Origin of the sequence: Clostridium ihumii AP5, assembly GCF_000612845.1 — a bacterium.
Lineage (GTDB): Bacteria > Bacillota > Clostridia > Clostridiales > Clostridiaceae > Clostridium_J > Clostridium_J ihumii.
Genome location: NZ_CCAT010000017.1, coordinates 1 through 9,805, shown reverse-complemented (window position 1 = coordinate 9,805; position 9,805 = coordinate 1). Strand labels below are relative to the sequence as shown.

Sequence of the window (9,805 nt, the reverse complement as noted above, 5' to 3'; positions counted from 1 at the left end):
AGCGACAAGATTTATTATATGTAAAATATACTCTTTATTTTTTTTATTTTCTTTCATTAAGTACATTTATATCATTATTTTCTCTCTTTTTCTATTTTTTTCTCTCTTTTTCTAGTATTGATACACTAGGTAAAGTATGTATTGTAAAATATAATTCTTTACACTTATTTCTAGTATATATATTTATTAAAATAATTTAACTCTATAGAAATCCTACTTTTCTGTTGGTATAAGAATAGATGTACTTTAAAACATAATAGCCAAGTACACCTACTTTTTTTATTTATTACACTCTACTACTATAAAAGGAACTTTCATTTCCCATTCTGTTATTCCTGCATGTACTCCAATCATTTCATCATATTCATCTTTATTATTAAAAATTGACACTTTTCCTTTTGCTACTCCTAAGTAATCACCTAAAAACTCATTAAATCTTGGATGTTCTTTCCCAATCCCAAATAGTTTATTATCTATTACTTCTTCTTTAGATAGCAAAATAAAACTACCACCAAATTCCTTTTTAAATTCAATTTCAAATTTTTCTTTCATATCATCCTTCACATGAAAATTCACTGCCCGTGGTTCTATTGTTGGTAAATGCTTTAAACATTCTACAATCTTTTTATGATTTTGAATTAATACATTTTCTCCATCAATATGCCCATGATCTGCAGTAACAATTATTAGTGTGTCTTTAAGCTTAGTACTTAACTCACTCACTTTTTTATCAATGATTCTCATCCACTCTTTCGCATCCTCACTAAATATACCTTTTCCATGCATTGAATGATCAGGTTCTGGCCAATAGGTATATAAATACTTTCGTCCCTCTTCATTACAAATTTTTTCTACAGAGTTTACAAGTTCCTCTATAGAATTAACTTTGCATGTCCCAAATGGAGATATTGAATATGCCTTTGCTTTTTCTGTATCATTAATTTTACTTATAATACTTTTATATGGTATATATGTTGTAGCAACATTATAGTCTGCAACAATATCCCCATTATCATTTGTATTTCTAAATGCAGTTACATTATCATTAACCTCTTTAAAGTGTAGAGTCCATCCAAGCCATGAGTGTTCCACTGGTGCAAGTCCACTTTCTATGGTTGTTGTTGCTGCTACTGTAGTTGGTGGATATACTGATGATATTTCATCTATCATATGTTCTCTTAAAAAACTTTCTTTTGGTAATACTGTTTCAATATTCTTACTTCCCATCGCATCAAATACCATTAGCACTACATTTTTATAACCATTATCTAATATGCTATCTAACTTAGTTAAAGTTTTATGTGTATGTTCTACCCCAAAATATTTTAATATAGAATTTGCTAAACTTAATATACTATTATCATAATCTGGATACATAATTTTCATTTATCTTACCCCCAATAAATTACATTTAATTAATATTATCATGTATCAATGTAGTATTCTAGTTTAATATTAATCTCTATACAAATTTATCTACCCTTCTATTCCAAATCCAAAGAGATATGACAAAACAAATTATAGTTGCTGAAAATAATACATATATATTTATCATATTATATTTACCTGCTAATATATAATATGCAACATCTGTAGCTTTAAATAAAATCTCAAATATAGGTTCAAACAAATACACAAGCACTATGCTAAAAATACTACTTCCTAAAAATGATAGTACAGGTTTTCTTAAAACAACACTTAATAAAGATGTTATTGAAAGTATGGATAAATATATAAAAAATAATATTAAGTAATATTTCAGATTATATATAATTGAATGCACTACACCTAATTTATTGTTTATAAGAAAATAAGTTGTAAATCTAGATTTAGGTAAAAACATAAAACCAATAAAAACTTTAGTTAAATACACGCATATTAAAGTTAATCCATAAGAAGTTGCAAGTGATATCCACTTAGCTACTAGTAGTTTCCATCTTTTTATCGGTCTTAATAACACCATTTTATATGCACCTGAATCAAGCTCTGAACTTAATGATTCTGAAAAATACAGTGGTAACATAACAAATACTAATAACACATTAAAATCAATTAACTGCATTACCGGATAATTGAGGCTATTAAGTGCCACTTCTACTCCTTCTTTGAAAATTGCTGTATCTATTTGCCACCTAATTTGAAATAAAATAAAGTTTATAATTTGAAATATAATTGATATAAGAAACAGTATCTTGGTGCTCTTTCTTTGAATTATTCTTTCATATTCTGCTAAAACTAACTCTCTCATAATGATATGCTCACTCCTCTTACTCTAAATAATCCTCACTTACAAAATTTCTATAACACATTAACTGAAAAACTATAATTACTATTAACATTCCATAAATAAAAACATTACCAATCCCCGCTACAAAATAAGATGTTCCAGCAAATTGAGTATAAAATGTTGATATGCTTAGATATTTTAAAGTAGCCTTTTCACTACACAAACTCATTATTGCTGCCATATATATTATATTTAAAATTAGAAATCCTACACTAAAACCTAAAGCTGCTGTTATTGTTTTGCATTTTATTGAAAAGAATTCAACTATACTTCCAAATGCCAACAAAGTTAAATATGCTAAAAAATAATACTTTAATGAGTAAATTATTGTATCCTTATTTTTATACATTCCTTCCTTAAAAAACAACGCAACCTCATTTGTAGATGGTAAAAATATTTTACCTATAACTTTACAAATAATAAAATTAATCAAAAGCATAAGAAATACATTCACAGCTATCACTAAAACTTTAGCAATGTATAATTTCCTTATAGAAATTGCTCTTGTAAATGCTAATCTTAAATTTCCTTTTCTATATTCTTCATTAAAGCTAAGTGTAAAAAAAATCATTATAATTACATTAAATGCTGTTATTAATGTTTCTTGAAGACTTAATATTGGAAAGTTCATAGTGGAAGTAAATATTACCTCTGTAGTATTTACTGTGGCATTCACCTCTAATGCAAACTTCAATGATATTAGTATTATTAAAGGAATACTAATAAAACATAAAATATTAATCTTTTTTGACCAAAATTTTTCAAATTCATAAATAAAAACAGTTTTAAACATTAAATTCACCTCATAAAAATTTAAATACATATACTAATCCATAATATTCATAAATATATCTTCCAAAGTCTTATTACACCTAGTATCATTTAATAGCTTTTCTGATTCCCCACTCCATCTTATATTCCCATCCTTTATAAACACATATTTATTGCACACCTTCTGAAGTTCATCTAAATTATGACTTGATATTAGAAATGTAATTCCCTTTTCATCTCTAAGTTTTAATATTAAATTTCTTAAATCTTTCATTCCTAAAGGATCAAGCCCATTAGTTGGCTCATCTAATATTACTATCTCTGGATTATTAAGTAATGTTTGAGCAATTCCTAACCTTTGTTTCATTCCTAGTGAATATGTTTTTACTTTATCATTTCCTCTATCATCATTTTTACCTTTAAGTCCCACTATTTCTAAAACTTCCTCAACCTTTTTAAGTTGTTCTTCCCTCTTCATACCATAATTAAGTCTAGCTAAGTTTTGAAGATTTTTTCTTCCAGACATATAATCAAAAAATACTGGCACTTCTAAAACAGCACCAATTTCTCTTAATGCTTCTTCCCTATTTTTACTTACTTCTATTCCATTTATAAAGACATTTCCAAGCTCAGGTTTTATAAGTCCTGTTATCATCTTCATTATTGTTGTCTTTCCTGCACCATTTGGACCTATAAATCCACAAATGTCTGAATCACAAATATCAAATGATACATTATCTATTACATTTCTCTTTTTAAAAGCTTTACTAACATTTCTAATTTCAATTTTTTTATTACTCATCTTCTCATCCCCCAATACTTTTTAATAATTAACTCTAATTAAAATAACAATTTTAAAAACTCACTACTATATAAACATAGGAAAATAAACTTTTTATAAACTATAAAAATAATTTTTCTTATACCAACAAAATTTTTTACTTGCTTGTTTCATTGTAAATTTTTCACTATACTATTAATTGTGTATTGAAAATTTTTACAATTAAACTCTAATTAAAATTAAACTCACTAAATAAAAAATTAGGAGTGATTCAATGATGTGTAAAAAAGTGCTTATTATAGATGACAACGAAGAAATAATTTCTTTTATAAAACCAGCTTTAGAATGTGAAGGTTTTACTGTAGATTATGCTATAACTGGATATGAAGCATTAAGTAAAATCAATAGTAAATTGAACATTATTTTACTTGATGTTATGCTTCCAGATTTAAATGGATTTGATATTTGTAAAAAAATTAGAGAGAGTATTAACTGTCCTATTATTTTTTTAACTGCAAGGGGTCTTGAGGAAGAAAGAGTTAAAGGTTTTTTAGTTGGTGGTGATGACTATATAGTAAAACCATTTTCCTTAAAAGAACTTATTTTAAGAATAAACATTCACTTTAATAGAACTAGCACAAACTATGTGAAAGAAACACGAACTAAAATTAATTTTAATGATGTTTGTATTAACTTAATTTCAAAATGTATTGAAAAGAATAATACTGAACTAGACTTTACTAAAAAGGAATATGAAATTATTGAACTCTTCTCTACACATCCTAGCCAGGTTTTTTCTAAAGAACAAATTTTTGAACTTTTATGGGGATATGATAGTGAAAGTAATGTTACTACTGTAACTGAGCATATAAAAAGAATACGACTTAAGTTTAAATCTAATAATATATCTACTAAATATATAAAAACTGCATGGGGAATAGGCTATAAGTGGGATTCTTTAAAACTGTAACTAAAAAGCTAAAAATAAAAACTCAATTTGTCATATTCTTTTTATCAGCATCTTTAACAACTCTCATTCTTAGTGTTGTTTGCATTTGTTTATTCCTAACTATTTCTTTTAATAAAAAAATAGCATTTTCCAATGAGGCTTATGTTCTAAAAAATGTAGATAAGATTTTAAATGCAACTTTCAAAAGTGAATTAGATTCTAATGTCTTAAAAAATGATTTTAATTATTTGGTAGTTTCTAAAGATAATACTATAATTTATTCTTCTATAGCTAGTAAAATATCTGATAAAATGCCTCTTTCATCTAAAAGATATATTATAAAAAAGCGTGATAAAGCTAGTAACAAAACTATTGTTTTTGTTTTTACACCTTTATTTGTTAATAATGAATTAAATGGTGGATTTGTTCAAAAATATGTTAGTAACTTCTTTGTTGAATTTAAATTTGTTGATAACTTTATGCAGAAAATAGGATATGAACTATCTTTTAATTTATTTATTATAATTACTATTGCCTTAATTAATTTTACAGTTTTAGTTTTGTTTTCATTAATTTTTTCATCAGGCTTTAAAAAAAGCTTTAAAGAAATAATAGCTATCAGTAATAAAATAAAAAATGGACGACTCGATTTTGCTGTAGACTCATCATATAAAAATGAAGTAGGTGATGTTCTTCTAGCACTTGATGAAATGCGTATAACACTTGATGATTCTTTAAAAACTCAATGGCTGATGGCTGAGCAAAGGAAAGATATGATTTTATCTCTTACCCATGATATTAAAACTCCTATAACTATAATATACGGACACTTAGAATTACTTTCTGGCAATTATCATAATATATCTGATGCTCAAAAAGAATCTTATATAAAAATACTCTTAAATAATGCTGAAAAAGTAAAAACACTGATAAATCAGTTAAATGAGGTATGGGATTTAGAAAGACCAAATTTATCCTTAAATCTTCAAGAAGTAAATCTATCTGAATTTATTTCTTATCTAGAAGATAACTTTACTTACCTTTGTAATGAAAAAAATATTAAATTTATACTTTTACATTCATTTGATGATGACGACTATTGTAAGTTTGATGCATTTAGAATAGAAGAAACTTTATTGAACTTAATATCAAACTCATTAAAGCATACAACTAAAGATGATAAAATTTTAATTGAAAGTTTTTTTGATAATAATTCACTTACCTTCAAAGTTTCTGATACAGGCAAGGGTTTTAAAGATACTACAGATATTATTTTCAATAAGCATTATAAAGGAAACGAGGACATAATATATAAGAATAGTTCTGGATTAGGACTTTATATTTGCAAACTTATTGTTGAAAAACATAATGGTAGCATTAGAGCTTATAACAATAATACTGGTGGTGCAACTGTAGAATTCTCTTTGCCATTATTATAAAAAAATAAGTATATAAAAGAGTAATAGAAATTAAATCTATTACTCTTTTATATATTTATTAAATTCATTTACAATACTTTTATTATTGCTATATCCTAAATCTTCTAATGCAAGCTCCATTGTATTTAGTACATAACTAATATGTTCAAGCTTAGCATTTTCTCCCATATGTCCTATTCTTATAACTTTATTCTCTAAATATCCAAAAGAGCCTGCTATAAGAACATTATATTTTTCTCTCATTTGTTTTATTAATTTATTGACTTCTATTCCTTTTGGTGGCTCAACAACTGTAACTGTACTTGAGTAACCACTTTTTAAATATAAATTTAAACCATACTCTTCTAATGCTTTTCTAGTTGCATATGCTATTTTTCTATGCCTATCATGAACTTTTTCTAAACCTTCATCTAAAATATTTTCAGTAGCAACTCTTAGACCATAAATATCACTTATTGGCATTGTATATGGAAACCATTTCTTTTCATAATAATCTCTCCATATAGTCAAATTACAGTAAAATCCTACTATTGGAGATTTTCTATTATTCATACACTTATATGCATCTTCACTTATTGAAACAATAGTAAGTCCTGGGGGAGCTGAAAATGCTTTTTGAGAACCACCAAGTGCAATATCCACTTGCCATTCATCAACATTTATAGGTTCTCCCACCATAGCTGCAACACTATCTACAACTGTTAATATTCCATACTTCTTTAATAATGGACATATACTTTTAATATCATTTAATACTCCAGATGGTGTATCGCAATGTACTACAGTTGCATATTTGAAATCGTGATTGTCTTTTAAAAACTTTTCTAAATCATCTATATCAATCTCTTTTTGTCTATCAGATTTATAAATAGTTGGTATACCACCATATAAAGTTACAAAATCCTTAAAACCTTCTCCAAATATACCATTATCTATAATTAATACATTATCTAAAGGTTCTGTTAATGATGCACATGCTGCTTCTAACCCAAGAATTCCTTCACCACTCAATATCCTAACATCACTCTTAGTTCCAAGAATACTTCCTATTTTTTCACAAGTTTCTTTATAGTAATCATAAAAAGCTAAATCCAAATCAGGATTTGTAAACTTTTCTGCCCTTGCCAAAAGCACATTCTCCCTTACCATTGTTGGGCCTGGTGTAAATACATAAGGACTTTTCATATAACCTCTCACTCCCCAATAAATACTATTTTATTATTCTTTTAGAAACATAATATTTTTCATTATAATACGAGCTACTTAATGATGATACCTTTACTAACTGTCCTGGACCTGGTGCATGTATAAACTCATTATTTCCTATATATATTCCTACATGAGATATATCACTAGCGTCTTCTTCATTTGTTGTAAAGAAAATTAAGTCTCCTGCTCTTAATTCGTTCCTTTGAACAGTTTTTCCTTCATGAACTTGATAATAAGTTGTTCTTGATATTTCTATTCCAAAATGATTATACACATATTTAACAATACCTGAACAATCAAATCCCACTGGTGTAAATCCACCCCATAAATATGGAGTTCCTATAAATTCTTTTGCTTTATTAACTATATCAGTTCCTGTATATCTTGAATCTATTAACTCTGTTTCTTGTACAATTGGACCTAAATCTTCTGAACCATCATGTATTTTAATGTAATCACTGTGAACCCATCCTGTTATACCTGATGCCGTTATTTTATACCATCCATTAGAATGAGCAACTAAATTTCCTTTTGTACCATATCTCAAAGTTCCTACAATCTTTCCATTAGATGATGCTTCACTTCTAACATTTAAAACTGTAGCTGTAACTACACCTATTTTATTTATAGTATCAATATTTATATCTGGAGCGGTTCCATTATTATTTTCACCTATAGTTACATAATCTGCTGATATATATCCAAAACCATTGTTATATTTTATTTTATACCATCCTGCTTGTTTTCCTACAATATTAACCTTAGCATTATAATTTAATATTCCAATATGATCTTGTGAGGTGGATGGTCCTTTTCTTACAAATAATGAATCTGCATTTACATATCCTGTAGTATTCATAGTGCTTTCTTCATTGTTTCCATTTCCTGAACCATTGTTTCCTGCATTTTCAAATGTTATATATTCGGCTGATACGTATCCTTGTGTTCCACCTGCATTTACTTTGTACCATCCATTTGTACTTTCAAGTACAGTAACACTAGCACCATTAGTAAGTACTTTTACAACATTATAGTTTGTACCTGCTCCACTTCTTAAATTTAATTGGTCAGCTGTAACTTTTCCAACTTTACCATTTAAACTACTATCTGATGTACTTCCACCACCATTATTTTGATTTCCACCACTTGTATTACCACCACTAGTAGAAACATAATCACAAGAAACATATCCTTGTGTTCCTTGGACATCAATTTTGTACCATCCATTGCTAGTTGAAAGTATTTTTACGTTAGTTCCTTGTGGTAATACCTTTATAACAGCATAATTAGTTCCTGCTCCACTTCTCATATTAAGCGGTGCAGATGTAATACCATTTGAAGTATTAACTTGTCCATTATTAGTGTTATTTGAACTAGAATTATCACCCTGTTGATTTGAAGATATTGTTATATACTCTGAAGATACATATCCAACAACACCACCAACGTTTACTTTAGACCAATTATTCTGTGTTTCTAATACTAACAAACTAGTATCTTTAGGCAAAGTTTTTATAACTCCATAACTTGTTCCAGCTCCACTCCTAAGATTAAGAGACCCAACATTAACTACACCTGTTTTGTTTACAGATGTTTTATTCTCAACATTTTGCTTTGAATCTAAGTCTACATAATCACCATGAACCCAAGCATCTTTTCCATTATAATCAATTTTATGCCAACCATTTTTAGACTCAATTATGTTTACTTTTGTATTTAATGGTAATGATCCTATTACCTTAGAAGATGTACTATTCTCACTTCTTACATTTAAGTTATTAACATTAATTATTCCAACTTGCATATCTGCTGCTATTGCTGTCTTATTGCCTAAAATAGCACATAAACACATCGTTGCTGTAACTCCTCCAAGAGCTTTTTTTGAACTGTTCAATATTTCTTACCTCCATCCTAGTGTATATAATTCTAATATCGTTTAATAGTATTACTCTCTATATATTTTATAGTAAAAATTGTTATTTAACAATTGTATTTTTTCTACTTTTATCTAGATACTTATTCAACGTAAAAGTCTCTTAATCCTTTTAATATATAGCTTTATTTGAATTTATTTACATTTATTTTTAACTTATTATAACTAAAAATAAATTTAAGTGTATATAATTAGTTTATCTCAAACTTAAAATAAGTTTATTCTAAATAAAAAAAGCATGCTTAACATGCCATGCTCTATAGAATTAAACTATTAACTAATTTTTATATTATTTTTCCAAGAATAAATTATACCCTATATGTAATTTATAATTTTTATTTCTTTTAAATTTTATATTTACTTTTTATAATAAAGAAAATTAAATAAAAAAAAGCAACCCTAAATGGATTGCTTTTTATGGTGGAGATAAAGAGAT

At 26.9% G+C, this 9,805-nt stretch carries 8 protein-coding genes; 2 read left to right on the top strand and 6 right to left on the bottom strand.

The window, feature by feature from the left end; translation table 11 throughout:
* Positions 1–279: 279 nt before the first annotated feature.
* From BN346_RS03900 to BN346_RS03885, 4 genes are all read right to left on the bottom strand, one after another.
* Positions 280–1,386, bottom strand: a complete 1,107-nt coding sequence (locus BN346_RS03900) for an alkaline phosphatase family protein (protein WP_034439676.1) — start codon at positions 1,384–1,386, stop codon at positions 280–282.
* 76 nt (positions 1,387–1,462) lie between these two features.
* Positions 1,463–2,248: an ABC transporter permease subunit gene (locus BN346_RS03895; protein WP_034439674.1), complete on the bottom strand. Its 786-nt coding sequence runs from the start codon at positions 2,246–2,248 to the stop codon at positions 1,463–1,465.
* A gap of 19 nt (positions 2,249–2,267) precedes the next feature.
* Positions 2,268–3,080: an ABC transporter permease gene (locus BN346_RS03890; protein ID WP_034439672.1), complete on the bottom strand. Its 813-nt coding sequence runs from the start codon at positions 3,078–3,080 to the stop codon at positions 2,268–2,270.
* Between the two features lie 33 nt (positions 3,081–3,113).
* On the bottom strand, positions 3,114–3,860 hold the full coding sequence (locus BN346_RS03885; RefSeq protein ID WP_034439670.1) for an ABC transporter ATP-binding protein: 747 nt from the start codon (positions 3,858–3,860) through the stop codon (positions 3,114–3,116).
* A gap of 253 nt (positions 3,861–4,113) precedes the next feature.
* On the opposite strand from BN346_RS03885, the gene BN346_RS03880 reads away from it, so the two are divergent.
* The gene (locus BN346_RS03880; RefSeq protein WP_242838389.1) at positions 4,114–4,809 is read left to right on the top strand and encodes a response regulator transcription factor; all 696 of its coding nucleotides are present in this window, start codon (positions 4,114–4,116) and stop codon (positions 4,807–4,809) included.
* Positions 4,788–6,227, top strand: a complete 1,440-nt coding sequence (locus BN346_RS03875) for a sensor histidine kinase (RefSeq protein ID WP_051539991.1) — start codon at positions 4,788–4,790, stop codon at positions 6,225–6,227. The genes BN346_RS03880 and BN346_RS03875 overlap by 22 nt, the downstream gene beginning before the upstream one ends.
* 39 nt (positions 6,228–6,266) lie before the next feature.
* On the opposite strand, the gene BN346_RS03870 is transcribed toward BN346_RS03875, so the two are convergent.
* Positions 6,267–7,412 (bottom strand): pyridoxal-phosphate-dependent aminotransferase family protein, encoded by a 1,146-nt coding sequence (locus BN346_RS03870; RefSeq protein WP_034439668.1) that lies wholly within the window; start codon positions 7,410–7,412, stop codon positions 6,267–6,269.
* 25 nt (positions 7,413–7,437) lie between these two features.
* Positions 7,438–9,330: a C40 family peptidase gene (locus BN346_RS03865; protein ID WP_034439666.1), complete on the bottom strand. Its 1,893-nt coding sequence runs from the start codon at positions 9,328–9,330 to the stop codon at positions 7,438–7,440.
* Positions 9,331–9,805: the final 475 nt, after the last annotated feature.